Origin of the sequence: Streptococcus sp. 3.1, assembly GCF_016648915.1 — a bacterium.
Taxonomy (GTDB): domain Bacteria; phylum Bacillota; class Bacilli; order Lactobacillales; family Streptococcaceae; genus Streptococcus; species Streptococcus salivarius_E.
The window spans coordinates 63,844-80,894 of the sequence record NZ_JACLQV010000009.1 but is presented as its reverse complement, the minus strand read 5'-3'; the positions used below and the strand labels follow the sequence as shown (position 1 = coordinate 80,894).

General features: G+C 40.7%; 19 protein-coding genes. 17 read left to right on the top strand and 2 right to left on the bottom strand.

Annotated features, from left to right (window positions below; all coding sequences use genetic code 11):
* The first annotated feature begins 35 nt into the window (after nt 1-35).
* From H7U02_RS06755 to H7U02_RS06690, 14 genes are all read left to right on the top strand, one after another.
* Entirely contained in the window at nt 36-857 is an 822-nt protein-coding gene (locus tag H7U02_RS06755; RefSeq protein WP_173014517.1) for a tetratricopeptide repeat protein, read from the top strand.
* On the top strand, nt 854-1,213 hold the full coding sequence (locus H7U02_RS06750; RefSeq protein ID WP_002891708.1) for a DUF4176 domain-containing protein: 360 nt from the start codon (nt 854-856) through the stop codon (nt 1,211-1,213). The genes H7U02_RS06755 and H7U02_RS06750 overlap by 4 nt, the downstream gene beginning before the upstream one ends.
* Nucleotides 1,214-1,420: 207 nt before the next feature.
* Nucleotides 1,421-2,251 carry a transporter substrate-binding domain-containing protein gene (locus H7U02_RS06745; protein ID WP_048674808.1) on the top strand — a complete coding sequence of 277 codons (831 nt, stop codon included), beginning with the start codon at nt 1,421-1,423 and terminating at the stop codon, nt 2,249-2,251.
* 387 nt (nt 2,252-2,638) lie between these two features.
* A complete protein-coding gene (locus H7U02_RS06740; RefSeq protein ID WP_141760020.1) occupies nt 2,639-3,385 on the top strand; it encodes an amino acid ABC transporter permease in 747 nt (248 codons plus the stop codon).
* Nucleotides 3,385-4,128: an amino acid ABC transporter ATP-binding protein gene (locus H7U02_RS06735; RefSeq protein ID WP_201042986.1), complete on the top strand. Its 744-nt coding sequence runs from the start codon at nt 3,385-3,387 to the stop codon at nt 4,126-4,128. The genes H7U02_RS06740 and H7U02_RS06735 overlap by 1 nt, the downstream gene beginning before the upstream one ends.
* 207 nt (nt 4,129-4,335) lie before the next feature.
* Complete coding sequence (locus H7U02_RS06730) at nt 4,336-4,560, top strand: DUF4059 family protein (protein WP_002884393.1); 225 nt, start codon at nt 4,336-4,338, stop codon at nt 4,558-4,560.
* Nucleotides 4,561-4,592: 32 nt separating this feature from the next.
* Nucleotides 4,593-5,546, top strand: a complete 954-nt coding sequence (gene trxB, locus H7U02_RS06725; RefSeq protein ID WP_311637442.1) for a thioredoxin-disulfide reductase — start codon at nt 4,593-4,595, stop codon at nt 5,544-5,546.
* Nucleotides 5,547-5,639: 93 nt separating this feature from the next.
* On the top strand, nt 5,640-6,236 hold the full coding sequence (rsmD, locus tag H7U02_RS06720; protein ID WP_270327740.1) for a 16S rRNA (guanine(966)-N(2))-methyltransferase RsmD: 597 nt from the start codon (nt 5,640-5,642) through the stop codon (nt 6,234-6,236).
* Nucleotides 6,237-6,268: 32 nt separating this feature from the next.
* A complete protein-coding gene (coaD, locus tag H7U02_RS06715; protein ID WP_073688433.1) occupies nt 6,269-6,766 on the top strand; it encodes a pantetheine-phosphate adenylyltransferase in 498 nt (165 codons plus the stop codon).
* Nucleotides 6,744-7,820 carry a SepM family pheromone-processing serine protease gene (locus H7U02_RS06710; protein ID WP_070839178.1) on the top strand — a complete coding sequence of 359 codons (1,077 nt, stop codon included), beginning with the start codon at nt 6,744-6,746 and terminating at the stop codon, nt 7,818-7,820. Before coaD ends, H7U02_RS06710 begins: the two co-directional genes overlap by 23 nt.
* 85 nt (nt 7,821-7,905) lie before the next feature.
* On the top strand, nt 7,906-8,850 hold the full coding sequence (locus H7U02_RS06705) for a TIGR01212 family radical SAM protein (protein ID WP_155222579.1): 945 nt from the start codon (nt 7,906-7,908) through the stop codon (nt 8,848-8,850).
* Entirely contained in the window at nt 8,847-9,395 is a 549-nt protein-coding gene (locus H7U02_RS06700; protein WP_201042982.1) for a tRNA (mnm(5)s(2)U34)-methyltransferase, read from the top strand. Before H7U02_RS06705 ends, H7U02_RS06700 begins: the two co-directional genes overlap by 4 nt.
* Nucleotides 9,392-9,634, top strand: coding sequence for a hypothetical protein (locus tag H7U02_RS06695; RefSeq protein ID WP_002891697.1), 243 nt, complete (start codon nt 9,392-9,394; stop codon nt 9,632-9,634). The genes H7U02_RS06700 and H7U02_RS06695 overlap by 4 nt, the downstream gene beginning before the upstream one ends.
* Before the next feature lie 8 nt (nt 9,635-9,642).
* Nucleotides 9,643-11,709 carry a cation:proton antiporter gene (locus H7U02_RS06690; protein WP_201042981.1) on the top strand — a complete coding sequence of 689 codons (2,067 nt, stop codon included), beginning with the start codon at nt 9,643-9,645 and terminating at the stop codon, nt 11,707-11,709.
* A gap of 32 nt (nt 11,710-11,741) precedes the next feature.
* Here H7U02_RS06690 and H7U02_RS06685 read toward each other — a convergent pair whose 3' ends face one another.
* The gene (locus tag H7U02_RS06685) at nt 11,742-12,062 is read right to left on the bottom strand and encodes a hypothetical protein (RefSeq protein ID WP_002891695.1); all 321 of its coding nucleotides are present in this window, start codon (nt 12,060-12,062) and stop codon (nt 11,742-11,744) included.
* Between the two features lie 256 nt (nt 12,063-12,318).
* On the opposite strand from H7U02_RS06685, the gene H7U02_RS06680 reads away from it, so the two are divergent.
* Nucleotides 12,319-13,479: a hypothetical protein gene (locus tag H7U02_RS06680; protein ID WP_110981291.1), complete on the top strand. Its 1,161-nt coding sequence runs from the start codon at nt 12,319-12,321 to the stop codon at nt 13,477-13,479.
* A gap of 87 nt (nt 13,480-13,566) precedes the next feature.
* Here the strand turns inward: H7U02_RS06680 and H7U02_RS06675 are convergent, their stop codons facing one another.
* Nucleotides 13,567-14,349, bottom strand: a complete 783-nt coding sequence (locus tag H7U02_RS06675; protein ID WP_073689403.1) for an ABC transporter ATP-binding protein — start codon at nt 14,347-14,349, stop codon at nt 13,567-13,569.
* 109 nt (nt 14,350-14,458) lie between these two features.
* On the opposite strand from H7U02_RS06675, the gene H7U02_RS06670 reads away from it, so the two are divergent.
* Nucleotides 14,459-15,790 (top strand): hemolysin family protein, encoded by a 1,332-nt coding sequence (locus tag H7U02_RS06670; protein WP_110981252.1) that lies wholly within the window; start codon nt 14,459-14,461, stop codon nt 15,788-15,790.
* Nucleotides 15,791-16,144: 354 nt separating this feature from the next.
* On the top strand, nt 16,145-16,879 hold the full coding sequence (locus H7U02_RS06665) for an LPXTG cell wall anchor domain-containing protein (protein ID WP_110981253.1): 735 nt from the start codon (nt 16,145-16,147) through the stop codon (nt 16,877-16,879).
* Nucleotides 16,880-17,051: the final 172 nt, after the last annotated feature.

Genomic DNA, 17,051 nt, shown 5'->3' with positions numbered 1-17,051 from the left:
GTGACAGATGTCCATGATTAATGCTAGGAGATAAAATGCTAAAAACTTTGACTAATAAGATTTCAAACATGACAGGTGCTGAGATTTTACGTTTTAAAAAGAGAGAAAAGAATCACTTTCTTATTTCTATTATCTTGATAATGGCTGTGTATGTTTACGGTGGGGTTAGCAATAACCCTTTGATATATTGGTCCGCTTTTATAGTAATGGTTGTGTTGGTATTGTTGCATGTGCTTCGACTTGCTTTTATTGAAAAGGGAGTAAGGAATATTCTTTGTGAACATATTGATTTGGACAGGTATCAAAATATATTTGAACATTACTCGGCTTATGGTCAAAACAGGGCACGTAGGAGTAAATCATCACAAGCGTTTTATTTTATTAATATGGCACAGATTTACTATTTGCGGGGCGACTTTGAAGAGTCCTTAAAAATGTTAGGTGAGTTTAAACCGACAGATTTTAATAGCATACAAACACAATCCATTGCAAGGTACTATTATCTAGAATTTTTAAATAAAGTCTTTAACAGAGATAGCTATGACTTGCAACACTATGTCAGTGTCCTATCGACCATTCCTACAAAATTTCAGAACCAAAAAGAACTGATTTCCCAACAAGTAAATGTGATTAAGATGATTGATAGTATAGTAACCGAGAAAATTCCGATTACTATTTCTGTTGAATCTGGAAACAATCATCTTGAACAGGTGGAACTTTGTTACTACAAGGCGCTAAACTATCTCAACCAAAACCAACCCGAAGAAGCTAAATCCTGCTTTCAAGAAATCGTCAACGAAAATCCGGATTTGTTTTACGTGAAAGAGGCTAAGAAGTATTTGGAGGAATTAGTATGATTAAAGCAACAGAGACACAAGAACGTCAACACTTGCCTATTGGTAGTGTTGTTCGAGTCCATGGCAATGACAACAATATGATGATTACCAGTCTGTTTCCAGTAACAGAAAAAGGTGGTGAACAGGGCTACTTTGATTTTGGAGCAGTCCTTCTACCTCTTGGTGCTGTTACTAGGGATTTAATGTTCTTTAACAAAGAAGACATCGACCAGATTATTTATCTAGGCTATGTGGATGTGCATTTCCAAGAACTCATCGCAAATTATGATGAGCTTGTTGATAAGATTGAATATCCAAAATTTACAGTGCAGGAGTTCAAAGAAATGGATGACCAAAATCCTTTCAAAAAGAACTAAGTAAGAATTCAATAGAGTGAACCAACCCGAAAAGTTAGGTTTTTAGAGTTGTCACATGAGTGGCAGCTCTTTTCTATCTTGTTACTTCTACCCTCACCCCTATAACCATTTTCTATCACCACTTAGGATTTTATTATTAGACGAGTTGGGATGAAGATGGTAAACTGTTATCACTAACTATTAATGAAAGTATCGAGGAATATAGATATGAAAAAATGGCTTGCAGGTTTAGGAATTCTTGGCTTGTCGGTTTTGACTTTGGCTGCTTGTGGGAACAAGAGTGACAGTAAGGCATCTGGTGAGAAGCAGACGATTACTGTTGCGACAGACTCTGATACGGCGCCTTTCACTTTCAAAAAAGGTGATGACTTCAAGGGGTATGATATTGATTTGGTCAAGGCTATTTTCAAAGATTCAGACAAGTATGAGGTTAAGTTTGTGACGACACCTTTTGATTCCATCTTGACAGGGGTGGATTCTGGACGTTATCAGATTGCGGCTAACGACTTCAACTACAATGAAGAACGTGCTCAGAAATATGGTTTCTCAGATCCGATTTCACGTTCTAACTATGCCATCACTAGTGCTGAGGGGACCAAGTACACTAGCTTAGATGATTTGTCTGGTAAGACGACAGAGGTGCTTCCTGGCTCTAACTATGCTCAGTTGCTTGAAAATTGGAACCACGCTAATGCGGACAAGACACCAATTACAATTAACTATGCATCTAGCTCAACTGGTCTTTCAACACGTATTCAACACATTCAAGAAGGAAAAATTGATTTTATCCTTTATGATGCCATTTCCTCTGAGTACATTGTCAAAGATCAAGGCTATAAGTTGGCAGTAAACAAGATTAAAGACGATATCGGTATGAAGACTGATGGTCTTGAATATCTTCTTTTCTCAAATGATAAGCAAGGTAAGGAACTCAAGACTTTTGTCAATAAACGTATCAAAGAGCTTAAGAAGGATGGAACCCTTGCCAAACTCAGCAAGGAATACTTCGGTGGCGATTACGTCAGTGATTTGAAATAAGACTGTTAAAAGTTGAGACTGCTGTCTCAGCTTTTTGACGTTAATAAAGCTGAATTATCAGTGATATGATTTCCTTATCACTTTGATAAGAAAAGACTATTTCACAGACTTTCTGAGTCGTGCTAAAATGAATATTATAAAATTTATGATAAGATATTTGAACGGTTAGCTCTAGGCTAACCGACTTTTTTAGAAAGAAAGGGCGACATTGTGAAAAAGAGTATAGAAGCATTTAATCGGTTACCTTGGTACCTCCAAGTTGTCGTTGGCTTAATTGGTTTGAGAGTAGTTGTTGCTCTGGCTAATCTCTTATCATGGTTAGTGGAGATCCTTTGGGGCTATGTTTTGCAACTGGTTACGGTTGTCTTCAAATGGATTGCATCTTGGATGCCAGCTGGTAAGCTCTTCTCATGGAAGGCTGTCTTTGATGCGGTTCCTCAGATTGTAGAACGCTTGCCTTTAACCTTGGGATTGACTATTGCAGGGGCCTTCTTCGGTCTGATTTTGGCCCTTGTCTTTGCGGTTGTTAAAATCAATCGAGTACGTATCCTTTATCCGATTCAAGCCGTTTTTGTGAGTTTCTTGCGCGGGACACCAATTCTTGTCCAACTCATGTTGACTTACTATGGTATTCCACTCTTCCTTCGTTACTTGAATGGTGAGTTTGGTTTGGACTGGAACATTAATGAGATTCCACCAGCTATCTTTGCCATTACAGCCTTTGCCTTTAACGAAGCGGCTTACATGAGTGAAACCATTCGTGCAGCGATTCAAGCTGTGGATGCTGGAGAAATCGAAGCTGCCCGTTCTCTTGGGATGACATCAGCACAGGTTTACCGTCGTGTCATTATTCCAAATGCAGCTGTTATTGCGACACCAAGTTTGATTAACAGTTTGATTGGTTTGACTAAGGGAACATCACTTGCCTTTAGTGCTGGTATCGTTGAAATGTATGCACAGGCTCAAATCTTAGGTGGTGCTGACTATCGTTACTTTGAACGTTATATCTCAGTTGCCCTTGTATACTGGGCAATCTCAATCTTGATTGAGTACATTGGTCGTTCAGTTGAAAATCACATGGCCATTAAGGCGCCTGAAGTGACTGACATTTCTGGAATTGGAGGTGACCGCTAATGATTAGTATCAAAAATTTGACCAAAGAATTTTCAGGACAAAAGGTTCTCGATGGCATTGATATTGACATTGAAAAGGGTGAAGTTGTGGCTCTTGTTGGTGCCTCTGGTGCAGGTAAGTCAACAATCCTTCGTAGCTTAAACTATTTGGAACAACCTGATTCTGGTACCATTACCATTGATGATTTCAAGGTAGATTTCGAAACAATTACCAAAGAGCAAATCCTTACTCTTCGTCGTAAGTTGTCCATGGTGTTCCAACAGTTCAACCTCTTTGAACGTCGTACAGCCTTGGATAATGTTAAGGAAGGTCTTAAGATTGTTAAGAAACTTTCTGACGACGAAGCTACCAAGATTGCTAAAGAAGAGCTCGCTAAGGTTGGGCTTTCTAATCGTGAAAATCATTACCCACGCCACTTGTCAGGTGGTCAAAAGCAACGTGTGGCCTTGGCTCGTGCCCTTGCAATGAAGCCTGATGTGCTCTTGCTTGACGAACCGACATCTGCCCTTGACCCTGAGTTGGTTGGTGAGGTTGAAAAATCAATCGCTGATGCGGCTAAGTCAGGTCAGACCATGATTTTGGTTAGTCACGACATGAACTTTGTTTATCAAGTAGCTGACAAGGTGCTCTTCCTTGAAAAAGGGCATATTCTTGAACAAGGAACACCTGAAGAACTTTTCAACCATCCAAAAGAAGAACGAACAAAAGAATTTTTCGCTTCTTATTCAAAACAATATCTTTAAGATGGGATTTTTGTTACAATAGAAAAGTGGGATAGGACTACAGTTTAGTCCATAGTCAAAATCCCACAAGGATGATTAGGAACTTTTGAATGTTTCAAAGGCGACTTTAGTCCAATCAGAGGCTGCATCGTGCAGTTATTACTAGTCGAATTTAGAGGTTGGAGAATGTTATCTCAGCCTTTTCTATTTCTCACTTTAGGATGATTTATGTTATTAAATATTTTTAAATTTTATCTCTTAGGCCTTGTGATTGCTTTCTTTGTGTGCTTGGTGATTGGTGCCATTTGGCTTGGATGGCGTGCGTTACGTCGTGCAGACAAAACTGTTAAGGAGCGTCAAGGTGCCCTCTATGATGCTATTATGATGTCGATGGTTTCGATTCCAGTTTTGGCATTTGCTTTTATGGCGATTCTTATCGTGCTGAATGCATAATTCTAGCTTTGTTGGCACATTAGGTGTAAGATATCTCTACAAGAAAATCATATAAGGAGTTACTCATGTACGATACAATTGTTATTGGAGCTGGTCCTGCGGGGATGACTGCAGCACTTTATGCAGCTCGTGCCAACCTTAAAGTGGCAACTTTGGAGCAAGGTGCTCCTGGTGGACAGATGAATAACACGTCTGATATTGAAAATTACCCTGGTTTTGAAAGTATCTCTGGTCCAGAATTGTCTATGAAGATGTTTGAACCCTTGGAAAAATTGGGCGTTGAAAATCTTTATGGTATTGTGTCTGGTATCGAAGACAAGGGTGACTATAAAGTTGTCAAAACTGGTGATGAGGAGTACCAAACCAAGACAGTTATCATTGCGACTGGTGCCAAACACCGTCATATTGGTGTTGCTGGTGAAGAAGAGTACAACAGCCGTGGTGTATCTTACTGTGCGGTGTGTGATGGTGCCTTCTTCCGTAATCAAGACCTCTTGGTTGTTGGTGGTGGAGACTCTGCCGTTGAAGAAGGAATTTATTTGACACGCTTTGCCAATAGCGTGACCATTGTTCACCGTCGTGATGAATTGCGTGCCCAAAAGGTTCTTCAAGACCGTGCCTTCGCCAATGAAAAGGTCAAGTTTATCTGGGATTCAGTCGTTGAAGAAATCAAGGGTGATGATATCAAGGTTCGCAGTGTTGATATCAAGAATGTCAAAACTGGTGAGGTGACTAACCACGAATTTGGCGGTGTCTTTGTTTATGTGGGACTTGATCCAGTTTCAGATTACTTGACAGGTCTCGACATCACTGACCAAGATGGTTGGGTAATTACAGAAGATAAGATGGCGACACGTATTCCTGGTATCTTTGCCATTGGGGATGTCCGCCAGAAAGACCTTCGCCAAATTACAACAGCCGTAGGGGATGGTGCCACAGCTGGTATCGAAGCCTACAACTACGTGACTGCACTTGGTGATAAGTAAAATAAATGGAAACTCGGGAGGTTCTCGAGTTTTTTGTGTGGTCTTGTAGGTATTTAGCATGACTAGATTTCTTTGTGGCAACATCTATGTGTAATTTTTTGTTATAATAGAAAAGTCTTACTAAAAATCAGTAAAAACGAGGTGACCGACTTGCGTGTTGTAGCAGGTGATTTTGGCGGGCGTCCGCTTAAAACGTTAGAAGGCAAAACGACTCGTCCAACAACGGACAAGGTCAAAGGTGCTATTTTCAATATGATTGGTCCTTTCTTTGATGGAGGGCGTGTTTTGGATCTCTTTTCTGGGAGCGGTAGCCTGGCTATTGAAGCTATCAGTCGTGGTATGTCGTCTGCTGTCCTCGTGGAAAAGGATCGTCGGGCACAGGCTGTTATCCAGGAAAATATCAAGATGACCAAGAGTGAGAAGCAGTTTCAGCTTTTGAAGATGGATGCAGCGCGTGCATTGACACAATTGACAGGTCAATTTGACTTGGTGCTTTTAGATCCGCCTTATGCCAAAGAGCAGATTGTGGCTAATATTACTCAGTTAGAGGAGCAAGGGCTCTTGGCTGAAGAAGTTATGTTGGTTTGCGAGACGGATAAGGCTGTGGACTTGCCTGAAGAAATTTCAAACTTTGGGATTTGGAAGCAGAAAACCTATGGTATCAGTAAGGTGACCGTTTACGTGCGTTAGCCTTTGATAGGGAAGTTGGAGAAAGGAATGCTATGACAAAGATTGCTATGTTTACGGGGTCTTTTGATCCAATTACCAATGGGCATATGGATATTATTGCCAGAGCCAGCAAGCTCTTTGATGAGCTCTATATTGGACTATTTTATAATAAAAATAAGCAGGGCTTCTGGGACATTGAGACTCGCAAGCGTATCTTGGAAGAGGTTGTAGCAGATTTTCCTAATGTCAAGGTTATAACGGCTCACGATAGTCTGGCTGTAGATGTCGCCAGAGATCTTGGGGTGACTTATCTGGTTAGAGGCCTTCGTAATGCGACAGATTTTGACTATGAGGCTAATATGGATTATTTCAATAAGGGGCTGGCGCCTGAGCTTGAAACGGTTTATTTGATTGCTAGTCATGAGGTGACACCAGTGTCCTCGAGTCGTGTGCGTGAGTTGATTTATTTTGAGGGGGACATTAGTTCTTATGTTCCTCCAGCAGTTGTTAAGGAAGTGGAGGCCAAGCGTGGCAAACAAGAACGAATCTAAATCACTATTAGGGAAAATTTGGCGGATTAAGTGGTGGTTGCTAAGTATTTTTACGGTACTTTTCCTCCTCTTTGCCCTCTTTTTCCCGCTCAATAATTACTATGTTGAGCTTCCGGGTGGTGCTTTTGATACCAAGGAGGTCTTGACAGTCGATAAGAAAGCTGATGATTCAAAAGGTTCCTACAATTTTGTGGCGGTGGCCCAAACCAAGGCGACCTTGGCCCTCATGCTCTATGCTCAGCTTAATGATTTTGCTAAGCTTCAAACGGCTGAAGAGGCGACTGGAAATTACTCTGATGAAGATTTCATGCGTATCAATCAATTCTACATGGAGACTTCCCAAAACCAGGCGATTTATCAGGGCTTGACTCTGGCTGGTAAGGAGGCTAGCTTGGAGTATATGGGTGTTTATGTGCTTCAGGTGGCTGATGACTCTAGTTTCAAGGGTGTCCTTAATATTGCGGATACGGTGACAGCTGTCAATGGCAAGACCTTTGACAATTCTACTGACTTGATTAAATACGTCCAAGGACTTAAGTTGGGTTCAAAAGTCAAGGTTACTTATACGACAGAGGACAAAGAAAAGACTGCTACTGGTAAGATCATTAAGATTGCTAATGGTAAAAATGGTATCGGTATTGGTTTGACAGATCATACTGAGGTCAAGAGTCCTGAAAACGTGAAGTTTAAACTTGATGGTGTTGGTGGACCAAGTGCGGGGCTTATGTTTACTTTGGCTATTTACGATCAGGTGTCTGGTCAAGACCTCAAGGCTGGCCGTAAAATTGCTGGAACAGGCACTATTGAAAAGGATGGGGCTGTCGGTGATATCGGTGGGGCCTACCTCAAGGTGAAATCAGCGGCTGATAGTGGCGCAGATATTTTCTTCGTGCCAAATAATCCAGTAACTAAGGAAATGAAAAAGGCTGATCCGGATGCCAAGACTAACTATCAAGAGGCCAAGGAAGCTGCCAAGAAACTGGGGACCAAGATGAAAATCGTCCCTGTTAAAACAGCTCAAGAAGCTATTGATTATTTGAAAAAGACTAAATAAGAAGAGAGAGTAGGACAGGCAGAAATCCATGATTTTTGTCCTAGTCTTACTCTCTTTTTAAGGTCAAAGTGTTATAATAGTCTTTATGAAAAAACGTTATAGAACAGTCAATGATTACTATCGTGAAATTTTTGGCGAAAAGATTTTCAAACTTCCTATAGATGCGGGCTTTGATTGTCCCAACCGTGATGGCACAGTGGCCCACGGTGGCTGTACCTTTTGTACGGTATCAGGGTCTGGGGACGCCATTGTAGCTCCTGAGGCGCCGATTCGTGAGCAGTTTTATCATGAGATTGACTTTATGCACCGCAAGTGGCCAGAAGTTCAGAAATATCTGGTTTATTTTCAAAATTTTACCAATACCCACGCTCCGCTTGAGGTTATCAAGGAACGCTACGAACAGGCTATCAATGAGCCTGGTGTTGTTGGCATCAATATCGGTACCCGCCCAGACTGTTTGCCAGATGATGTGATTGATTATCTGGCAGAACTCACAGAACGTATGCATGTGACTGTTGAACTTGGTTTGCAGACGACTTATGAAGAAACGTCAGAACTCATTAACCGAGCACACAGCTATGAACTCTACGTGGAGACCGTGAAGCGTCTGCGTGAGCGTGCACCAAAGGCTGAAATTGTATCGCACCTGATTAATGGATTGCCAGGGGAAACCCACGAGATGATGGTGGAAAATGTTCGCCGTTGTGTGACGGACAATGACATTCAGGGAATCAAACTCCACCTCCTCCACCTGATGACCAATACGCGTATGCAAAGAGACTACCACGAGGGGCGTCTTAAATTGCTGAGTCAGGAAGAGTATGTGTCCATCATCTGTGACCAGTTGGAAATCATCCCTAAGGATATCGTCATTCATCGGATTACTGGTGATGCGCCGCGAGATATGTTGATTGGTCCTATGTGGAGTCTCAACAAGTGGGAAGTCCTTAATGCCATTGACAAAGAGATGGAACGTCGTGACTCATGGCAAGGGTGCAAAGTCGTTAGCGAGAAGGAGGAAAAAGCATGATTAAACGACCCATTCATCTATCTCATGACTTTTTAGCAGAAGTGCTGGATGATGAGAGTGTCGCTGTCGATGCGACCATGGGAAACGGCAATGATACAGCCTTTCTGGCTGGTCTTGCCAAGAAGGTTTATGCCTTTGACGTGCAGGAGCAGGCGCTTGAAAAGACCAGTCAACGCTTGTCAGACCTGGGAATTGAAAATGCGGAACTCATTTTAGATGGTCACGAAAATCTGGACCATTATGTCACGGAACCTATTCGAGCAGCTATTTTCAATCTGGGCTACCTGCCATCTGCAGATAAAAGTGTCATCACTAAGCCCCATACGACTCTTGAGGCCATTGAGAAAATCCTTGACCGCTTAGAGGTTGGTGGGCGTTTGGCTATTATGATTTACTACGGTCATGATGGTGGTGATATGGAGAAGGATGCTGTGCTTGAGTACGTTATCGGTTTGGACCAGCGTGTTTTCACAGCTATGCTTTACCAACCCCTTAATCAAATTAATACCCCACCATTTTTGGTGATGTTGGAGAAATTACAATGATTACAGATATTAAAGAAAAACTTGCAGATATGCAGGCCAAATATATTGATAAGCAGAGTGCCGAGGGTACTTTGAAAAAGGTTGATAATCGTAAAACGGCTAAGATCAAGAAAAAGTTAGCTAGTCTTGAGGTCGAACGTTGCCATAAACTTTTGGCTAAGGAAGATGTCACTGCCATTGATAAAAAAATTAGTAAGCAAAAAGAACTATTCTCAAACTGTTGTCATAAGGAAGGGTAGGAGGAGCTATGCATCTATCGTTAGCTTTGCTTGTTCTTCTTTTTAGCTTGATTTTATCGAACGTTATCAATCGTATCTTTCCACGTCTTCCCTTACCCTTGATCCAAATTATTTTTGGAGTGGGTATCGGTTTTCTTTTTAAGGAACGTGCTTTCGAGCTTGAAACGGAACTTTTTCTAGCTTTCATTATTGCTCCCTTGCTGTTTCGTGAGGGTGAAGAAAGTGATATTACCAGTATTTTACGTAACTGGAAACTCATTCTATTTTTGATTTTTCCAGTCATCTTCGTGTCTACGATGGGAATCGGTTATCTTGCTAAGGCTGTCTTGCCTGCCTCAGTGCCTTTGTCTGCCTGCCTAACCATTGGGGCGGCTCTTGGGCCAACGGATTTGGTGGCCTATTCTGCTATTTCTAAACGCTTTAGTTTTCCAAAGTGGATTAGCTATATTTTGCAGGGTGAAGGGCTTCTAAACGATGCCTCTGGCTTGGTTGCCTTTCAGGTGGCGGTGACCGCTTTGACAACGGGTGCTTTCTCCCTCCTTGATGCGAGCTGGAATTTGGTTATTTCTGTGCTTGGTGGTTTTTTGGTTGGCTTGATTACAGCCTTATTTAATCGTCTCTTTTTGACCATTTTGGATAATATGGATGCTGCAGATGTCACAGGTGCTCTCTTACTAGAGTTGGTACTACCGATTTCCTCTTACTTTGTAGCCGAGGAAATTCATGCTTCCGGAATTATTGCTGTTGTCGTAGCAGGGATTTCACTTGCCAGTCGCTTTAAAAAAATCACCGTTTTTGATGCCAAGTTGGATAGTGTTTCTCATACGATTTGGGGAACCATTACCTTCATGCTTAATGGCATGGTCTTTTTCCTCTTGGGAACAGAACTTCCAACCCTAGCAGCCCCAGTACTGCGTAGCACTACCTACGATAATCTCTGGATGCTTCTTGCTATCGTCCTTTTAACAGCGACCATGTTTGGCATTCGTTTTGTTATGATTAGTGCGGTATTTGCCCAAAGAGCTTGGGGGGCCAAACGATCACTGAAAAAAATCTGGAAGGGTGCTACTCTTTTAACCTTTTCTGGTGTCAAAGGAACGGTCTCAATTGCAACCATCCTTTTGCTTCCGGTTGCCAATATGACGGCTTTGGAACATAGTCTCTTGCTCTTTACGGTAGCGGGTGTCACTTTATTAAGTTTCTTAACAGGTATCTTAGTCCTACCTAAGCTAGCCACTGGACCAGCGCACACAACCAACCATTATATGCAGATTGCCATTCTTAATGATGTGGTCGGCGAGTTGGAAAAAGATCTAAAACAGTCAACTAATCAAGGAGCTGTCTATGCTACTATTGACAACTACAATCAACGCTTGGAAGATTTAATCTTGGAGCAGGAATCAAATGATGTCAAAGAAGAGTTGGCCAATATCCGAGTCATGATTATGGAAATTGAGAGTGAGGGTCTGGAATATGCCTACAAGAAGGGCAAGATTTCAGAACTCGAATACAATCTCTACCAACGTTATATCAAGAGCTTAGAGCGTCGTATTAACCGTGGTTTTGTCTCTAGTCTTTCTTACGCTCTAGCTGTCTTTGTGCGTGGCCTTCGTAGATTGTTGCACTTGGCTCTTACTTTCAAGTTTCGTATTAATCAGGATGAAACTAGGAGGGGTCCTAGGTTGACGGAAGAAAACCGTGACCATATGGCTGAACTTTATTTAACAAATACGGAGCAGATTTTAGAAGCCTTGAGTAATCTGGAAGGTGTTTATCATTCAGAACTCTTGTCTTATTTGAAGCGTAATCGACTTCAAGAGGCTGAAATAATTCAATCAGGTGCTTTTGTTGAGCGGGTTATCACCCACCTTCATCCAGACAATATCGATGAAATGTTACGAGGCTACTATTTGGAACGTAAGGTTATTAACGAGTACGAGCAGGCTGAGCTTATCTCTAGCCGTTATGCCAAGCAGCTTCGTAAGGAAGTCAATACTTTGGAGGATTACTCTCTCAAAGAAACTAGCAACACTTTAACCTATGATATGATTAATCTGGCTCGAGGTCGAGCTTAAGTGAAGAAGCCAAGATTTTTCTTGGCTTCTTTTTAATGTCTCTCTTTTTCATTATCGTGGTTTGGAAAAAGAAAGCCCAGTCCTAGGCATGTTAGGATTCCTGCAACAATCAGGATACTGTTTGAAATAGGGAGCAAGTCATAGATTGCATTAGCAATCATTAAACCAATCAAAGTACTCATGAAACTAGATTTATAATCTTTTTTGATAAGATTTTCTATTGCAAAGAAAGCAAAAAGGGCGACTGGAAAGAGTGGCCAAAGGGACACCTCCAATTTTGGGAAGCCGAGAATACTGTAAGTGATAACTGTTACTGCTGTACCGATTAATCCAATACCTATTACTTTAGTCATGTTTTTACCTCGTTTTCTATATCTGAAAGATATTTTGCTTTAACACCTACTAAGTTATCAAAAGGTTAACTTACGGACAATATCATTTGTCTATGTGGTTCATTCTAGAATCTATTCGGTCAAAAAGGACTGTTTTGTTATCAAGTAAAGAAAAGAGGGAATATTTTACTGTAAAGGTAAAGCGCTTACATAAAAAGGAGTGTAATGGTATTGAAAGATGTTTTCTCTAAGATTAAATGAAAGGTGGGGCGGTTGTATGTCCAGAAAAACTTGGTATTATATACTTATCTTTTTTGAAGTATTGTTAGCTCTTTCTATGCTTAGGTCTTATGGTTTGCATTTTGAGTATGAAACGCTCAATTCTGTATCTGTACTAAGTTCTCAACTTCCACAGCAAGTCGTTTTAGTATGGTTTGTTTTTAGGCTTTTGAAGGACAAGCGGAAAGCTGAGGGCGTCTTAGCTGTGTTTGCCTTCCATATTTGTCAGCTAGTTACCTATTTTATAGTACCGGCTTCCATTTTTAAACCCTGGTTAGTTTCACCAGTTTTAACTGTAATTTGTTTAGCTTGGCTTGTTATTATGATTATGAAGGCAGAGCTTTCAATACTCTTAGCCTCCCTTAAGAGTCCGTCAGCTTGGCAGTTCTCTGTTCCCCTTCTTGGATTAGGGATGGTAGCTGTAGTATGGGCTACACATTACGTAAAGATTTCTACAAAAGATATTAGTGGTATTTTTTACATACTGTATCCTGTTCTAGAGTGTGCAAGTATATTTTTGTTCCTTACATTAATAGCTGAAACAACTCAAAAGAAATTAAGAATCTCTTCAATCTTTATCATAGTTACTAGTTTACTTGAGTTGGTTTATGGTTTCTTGGTTGACCATATCATTACTGATGTCTCTCTTTTTCTACTAGTAGTATCATCCTATCTTGTCTATCGTACAAACGGCAACACTTCCACACTAGTTGAAAAATGGCAGAAGAAGTATGGGTTTGAGTTGAGTGAAGATGATCTGCTGGTGGAGAAAAGAACCAAACCTGTCATTGAAGAGCGTAAGAGTTATGATTATGCGGAGAGCCAAAGACAACTCAATCCTCAAGGTCTTCATTCCCCTTGGCTTTGGACTGCTTTTATCTTATCACTTAGGGATTTAGTTATTAATTTAATTTCTGTCATTTACTATCCTATAGACGAATCTAATCCCTTAGCAGGTATTGGTTGGTTTATGTACTTCATTATGATGACTCCATTAATTATTATTCCTACTATGATGCTTCCAAGAGCTATAAGCACCGCTAACAAAAACCGTCTATATGTAGTTGCTGGGCTATTCATTGTTTCATATGGTTCTATAGAACAGCTTATCGTTCCAGCCTTAATTTTGTATGGCGTATCGAAAATAACAGAGGAGTAGCCATAAAACAACAAGTCCCCTAGACCTAGTCTGGGGGACTTGTTGTTTTAGAATTGGCCCTAAATCAAGTTAATTTATGACTTGTCTCTATAAAAGAGGGTTAATGTAAAAACGATGGTCGTCAATTGGGATAATTTGAACAGGATTTTGGTAGAAGTCAGCTAGAACTTCCGGTGTGATAATATCGTTTTTTGGTCCTTGTGCCACGATTCTTCCCTGACGGAGTAGGAGAATGTGGTCCATTTTTTCAGTAATCTCTTCAGCATGGTGGGTGACGTAAAGAACCAATGGAGCATGTGGAAGCGAGGTGATACGGTCAATCTGACGTAAGAGTTTTTCGCGGGCAAATAGGTCCAAGCCAACAGTCGCTTCGTCAAGGATAATGATGTCAGGATCTTCCATGAGACTGCGAGCAATCAAACAGATTTGCTTTTCTCCCTGAGAAAGGCCACGGTATTTACGACCAATCAAATCTCCAGCACCAAGTGAAGTCAGCATATCCTTGGCTTCTTGCAACTCCTTATCCCCATATGCCTTGTAGAGGATTGAGCTCTTGTATTTACCAGTAAGGACGATTTTTTCAGCTGTCATATGTTGAGGAAGACGCTCAGTGATGAAGGAGCTGACGATACCGATATGTTGACGAAGACCTGTGATGTCTCCATTCCCAAAGGTGTAGCCTAGTATCTCAGCCTTTCCCTCAGAAGGGAAGAATTCAGCTGTCAACAAACGTAGGAGGGTTGATTTTCCAGCACCGTTAAGTCCCAGGATAGCCCAGGTTTGTCCTTTTTCAACTGTCCAGTTAAGGTCAGACAAAAGTGTTTTTCCTTGGCGGGCCAAGCTGACATTTTCTAAGCGTATAAGTGACATAAGTCTCTCCTTCGATGATAAATTACTCTAATTATAGCATAAAATAGGAACCTATATTGGGAAATTGTGATATAATGGAAGTCAGAATTTTTTTAGAGGAGAAGAAAAAATGGAAGACTCCAGTGGTCAGTCCTTATTATTTCAATCTATTTTATTACTAATATTAACCTTGCTTACGGCCTTTTTCTCAGCATCAGAGATGGCTTTAGTATCACTAAACCGTTCACGTGTGGAACAAAAGGCTGAAGAAGGCGACAAGAAATTTATTCGCCTGCTCAAGGTTCTTGAAAATCCAAATAACTTCTTATCAACCATTCAAGTTGGTATTACCTTTATCAGTCTCTTACAAGGGGCTAGTCTCTCCGCTTCACTAGGTGCAGTAATAGCGACTTGGTTTGGTCATGCAGCCTGGGCTAAGACAGCAGGTAGTATGATTTCTTTGGTTGTCTTGACCTATATCTCGATTGTTTTTGGGGAACTTTATCCTAAACGTATTGCTATGAACCTCAAGGAAAATCTAGCCATCTACTCAGCACCAGTTATTATTGTTACTGGTAAGATTGTTAGTCCCTTTGTTTGGATTCTTTCAGCATCGACAAATCTTGTGTCTCATTTGACGCCTATGACCTTTGATGATGCGGATGAGCAGATGACTCGGGATGAGATTGAGTACATGTTGACCAAGAGTGAAGATACACTTGAGGCTGAAGAAATTGAAATGCTTCAGGGGATTTTCTCTCTTGATGAATTGATGGCACGTGAGGTTATGGTCCCTCGTACAGATGCCTTCATGATTGATATCGAAGACAATACTCAAGAAAATATCCAAGCTATTCTCAAGGAAAGTTTCTCTCGTATCCCTGTTTATGAAGATGACAAGGACAAGATTATCGGTGTCATTCATACTAAAAACCTTCTAAAAGCAGGTTTTGAACTTGGTTTTGAAAATATCAAACTTCGTCGAATCATGAACGAACCTCTCTTTGTTCCAGAGACTATCTTCGTTAATGATCTCTTGGCAGCCTTTCGTAACACCAATAATCAGATGGCTATCTTGCTTGATGAATACGGTGGCGTTGCTGGTCTTGTTACCTTCGAGGACCTTTTGGAAGAAATCGTTGGTGAGATTGACGACGAAACAGATAAAACTAGTGTGGAAGTTCGTGAAATTGGTGAGAATACTTATATTGTCGAAGGAGCTATGACTCTTAACGACTTCAATGAACATTTTGATACAGAACTTGAGAGTGATGATGTTGATACTATCGCAGGTTATTATTTGACTGGTGTGGGGGCCATCCCAACTCAAGAAGTCAAGGAACACTATTCAGTTATCAACAAGGACAAACACCTCGAATTTATCAATGATAAGGTTAAGGATGGTCGCGTAACCAAACTTAAGGTAATCATCACGGCAGCTCCAGAAGAGGCAGAAGAATAGTTTTTTCCACGTTTTTATTAGAAAATGTTGGAACTCAAAAGCGACTATCTACTAATTAGGCACTTTCTCTCATTATGAGTGAAAGTGCTTTTTCTTATCTATCTTGGAATATCCGCTTATCAAAATAATAAGATTAGAAAATGTCTATAACGTACGTTATAAAGCCTTTTTTACCTATCCAAACTGCTAGATTTTGTCATAAAAAGAACTATAATTTTGGAGATACTCTAACATATTTTAGCGTATTGATAGATTTAGAATAAAAATAAATAAGATTTTAATTAAAACAGTCTTTTATTACTTTTTTATGGTAGAATATGAATTAACTGATAAATGAAAAAAAGGAGAATCTTAATGGCTTCTAAAAAATCTATATATAGTAGCTTGCTTTTACTCACCCTTACCCTAGGAGCTTTTGTACCAGTAACTTCTTTTGCGGACGACGGTATTGCGACAAATGATGCTGTTCTTACACAACCAACGACAGATCGTGTAGCAACAGGTCCTTCAACAGCCCCAAGTGATGGTGACTTGGCTCGTAGCAATGATTCAAACACAGGTGCGGCAACGCCAACAACACCTACAGCTCCTGAAGTACCAGCTGAACCAACAACACCAGCAACTCCAGAAACACCTGCGACACCGGCTCCAACAGTTGATTCATCAACAACACCAGCTGATAAACCAACTGAGAAACCAGCCGATAAGCCAGAAGAACCGGCCTCACCAACTGATAAAGGGACAAGTGAAGCAGCTCAAACCCCTGAAACTCCAGCAGTGAACATTAATGGACAACCTGTTGTTACCGTAACACCAACAGCTCCAGTTGTCACTGCAGCTGGTCAAACAATTGTGTCTACACAAAACAGCCAAATTGTCATCGCTAACACTGATGGTACAACAAGTGTTGTTGCTCCTGAAGCAGTAGGATTCAAAGTGAATGCTGACGGTACATTGACTGGTAAAGATGCTAAAGGTAAGGAAGTTACACTTCCTAAGACTGGTGAAGCATCAACAGTAATCTTGACATTGGCAGGAACATTTTTCCTTGCTGCTGCGGCCTTTTTGGGGCTTAAGAAACGTGCCTAATAATATAGATGATAAAAGACTGGATATTTCCAGTTTTTTTGTTTTTCTTCTGGTATAGTATAGATATCATTTAATTTTAGATGTATTATAGTATAACCTTTGCTTGAATTCAGGCAGATATGGAGCATGTTTCCGATAAAAGAGGTATAATAAAAACATGTAAAAAGCGTTT

Bases quoted from the DNA above. Each gene is read 5' to 3' on its own strand.
- H7U02_RS06755 (WP_173014517.1), top strand. From the start codon at position 36: ATGCTAAAAACTTTGACTAATAAGATTTCAAACATGACAGGTGCTGAG.
- H7U02_RS06750 (WP_002891708.1), top strand. From the start codon at position 854: ATGATTAAAGCAACAGAGACACAAGAACGTCAACACTTGCCTATTGGT.
- H7U02_RS06745 (WP_048674808.1), top strand. From the start codon at position 1,421: ATGAAAAAATGGCTTGCAGGTTTAGGAATTCTTGGCTTGTCGGTTTTG.
- H7U02_RS06740 (WP_141760020.1), top strand. From the start codon at position 2,639: ATGCCAGCTGGTAAGCTCTTCTCATGGAAGGCTGTCTTTGATGCGGTT.
- H7U02_RS06735 (WP_201042986.1), top strand. From the start codon at position 3,385: ATGATTAGTATCAAAAATTTGACCAAAGAATTTTCAGGACAAAAGGTT.
- H7U02_RS06730 (WP_002884393.1), top strand. From the start codon at position 4,336: ATGTTATTAAATATTTTTAAATTTTATCTCTTAGGCCTTGTGATTGCT.
- coaD (WP_073688433.1), top strand. From the start codon at position 6,269: ATGACAAAGATTGCTATGTTTACGGGGTCTTTTGATCCAATTACCAAT.
- H7U02_RS06705 (WP_155222579.1), top strand. From the start codon at position 7,906: ATGAAAAAACGTTATAGAACAGTCAATGATTACTATCGTGAAATTTTT.
- H7U02_RS06700 (WP_201042982.1), top strand. From the start codon at position 8,847: ATGATTAAACGACCCATTCATCTATCTCATGACTTTTTAGCAGAAGTG.
- H7U02_RS06695 (WP_002891697.1), top strand. From the start codon at position 9,392: ATGATTACAGATATTAAAGAAAAACTTGCAGATATGCAGGCCAAATAT.
- H7U02_RS06690 (WP_201042981.1), top strand. From the start codon at position 9,643: ATGCATCTATCGTTAGCTTTGCTTGTTCTTCTTTTTAGCTTGATTTTA.
- H7U02_RS06685 (WP_002891695.1), bottom strand. From the start codon at position 12,062: ATGACTAAAGTAATAGGTATTGGATTAATCGGTACAGCAGTAACAGTT.
- H7U02_RS06680 (WP_110981291.1), top strand. From the start codon at position 12,319: ATGTCCAGAAAAACTTGGTATTATATACTTATCTTTTTTGAAGTATTG.
- H7U02_RS06675 (WP_073689403.1), bottom strand. From the start codon at position 14,349: ATGTCACTTATACGCTTAGAAAATGTCAGCTTGGCCCGCCAAGGAAAA.
- H7U02_RS06670 (WP_110981252.1), top strand. From the start codon at position 14,459: ATGGAAGACTCCAGTGGTCAGTCCTTATTATTTCAATCTATTTTATTA.
- H7U02_RS06665 (WP_110981253.1), top strand. From the start codon at position 16,145: ATGGCTTCTAAAAAATCTATATATAGTAGCTTGCTTTTACTCACCCTT.